Consider the following 2,066-nt stretch of genomic DNA (forward strand, 5'->3'; position numbering starts at 1 on the left):
ACCCGTGGGGACGGACCCGGCGGCCATGGATGGTCCGCATGCCACCCAGATCCCGAAAATTGGTGATGTTCATCGACGACCTCCTCTGATACGTTTCTCTTCCATCAAGGCCACCAGGCCCAAAAGTACGACCGCACAGACAATGGCGATATACAGCACGATAAAAGTGTCATTCCAACCATGCAGCACATGTCCCAGCACGGTCAGCCCATCGGACGAGGAATCCGCGATCTTGGCCAGCAGGACCTTGGCGGTGGAATCACCGAACAGGTAGGCGAATGCGCCGACCATGCCGCCGGACAGCACATTGGCCCGCTTGGGAATTTGATTGAGCATGGAAATATTGATCAGCATCTGTGGTCCGAAAATGAACATGCCCAAGAAGAAGAGCGAGATGTAAATGACCACAGGGGTGCGGCCCAGCTGGTAGCCTGCCATTCCGAGCGGCAGGCAGATGGCGCAAAGCGTGGACACGAGGGCGGGCCTGCCACCCAGGAAGTCAGACACCACTCCCCAGAGAAGGCATCCAATCAGAGCACCCATCTCGAAATAGAAGATGGTCCGCGCGCCGACCTGATTGCTGAAATGCAGCTGCTCAGTCACACGCAGAGGCGCCCAGTTGTCGATGCCGATGCGGATCAGATAGACGAAAACGTTGCTGACGCAAAGCACCCAAACCCAAGGGTTCGAAAGCAGGTACCGGCGGAAAATCTGCCAAGTGGTATCATCATGCGACTCTTCGTCCTCCTGTTTGACAGGCTCATTGAAGATCTTTTCTGAGGGTTCCCACCCGAGATCCTCAGGCCGGTTCTTACCGACCAGGAAGCACATAATTGCCACAAGAAGCGCCACTACACCCGGGACGATAAACATCCCCGCCACCTTGCCTCCGAAGAAGGTTTGGGCACACCAGATGGCGAATACTCCAGCCAGGCCACCGCCTATATTGTGGGAAGCGTTCCAAACGCCCAAATATCGGCCGTAGGTCGTCTTCGTCGTCCAGTTGGAGATCACCGTGGCGCAGCTTGGGCCTCCGGCGCACTGAAAGACCCCATTCAAGGCCCATAGAACGATCAACCAACCCATAGGCACGTGGCTTAAGGTAAAGAGGAAACCGATGCAGATGACTACGATAGACGAGCAGAAAAGCATAATCGATGCAATCTTCTTGTTGTCTTTGCCTGTGACCAGATATCCCACAACGATTTTTCCGATTCCATAGACAACAGAGAAAACAAAACCGATTACGCCCAACTGCTGGGTTGTGATGCCCAGCTGCTGCTTCATCAAAGGCTGGGCTGCTTTAAAATTATTCCGAACAAGGTACATGGTAATGTACAGAATGATGACCATCAGATATGGTTTCATAAACTCACGGAACCAAAGATGTCGTTGTTCGGTTACCGATATGGTCGCCTTCGGCACATGTTTGTCCAAGTGGATATCGAATATCCTGCCAGCCATCTAATACCTCCCTGTATATGGTGGGCAACAGCTGACATTCTACTTATTTGCTTTAACGTTTTATGTATTGACACACAGGGGTTTTGAGACAGTGCTGAAATACCTCAAAACACAGTTTTCGGACGGGTTTCGCTGAAGGCACGGGGCGCCCCATGGATACAACACAGCCTTATGCTTTTTGGGCATGGTGTTTGACAGGGCACTGATCCCGATCAGAGCAGTTAACCTCAACAAATGGTTTATCAAAGTATCGTATGAGCCAGAATGTCATTAGTTTGCTCAACAGAAGTTTCATTTTTATTGTCCAATGTGTCCTGATGGCACTGGCTCAGATCTCATAAGGCGGGCAGGTATGTGCCGTTTGGCAGTATCGCGCCATAAAGCGTGCTGATATAGCTTAAGTACTGTGAGGTATAGAGGCGTGACATGCAGACAGAAGGTGTTTTGTGGGGTATATGCCCTGAAATACAGTAAAGGCCCCTGGTGACTACTGTCATCAGAGGCCTTTGCTTTTCATGTGTAATGGCGGCGGTGTGCTACTCTCCCACACTCTTCCGGGTGCAGTACCATTGCCGTGCTGGGTCTTAGCTTCCGGGTTCGGA

At 51.8% G+C, this 2,066-nt stretch carries 1 protein-coding gene; it reads right to left on the reverse strand.

Annotation, left to right across the window (positions count from 1 at the left end):
- Positions 1-69: 69 nt before the first annotated feature.
- Positions 70-1,464 (reverse strand): hexose-6-phosphate:phosphate antiporter, encoded by a 1,395-nt coding sequence (gene uhpT / locus H3S97_RS08320; RefSeq protein ID WP_198177064.1) that lies wholly within the window; start codon positions 1,462-1,464, stop codon positions 70-72.
- Positions 1,465-2,066: the final 602 nt, after the last annotated feature.

The organism is Bifidobacterium choladohabitans (genome assembly GCF_016102005.1).
Lineage (GTDB): Bacteria > Actinomycetota > Actinomycetes > Actinomycetales > Bifidobacteriaceae > Bombiscardovia > Bombiscardovia choladohabitans.

Coding starts and splice junctions, on each gene's coding strand:
- uhpT (WP_198177064.1), bottom strand. CDS start 1,464: ATGGCTGGCAGGATATTCGATATCCACTTGGACAAACATGTGCCGAAG.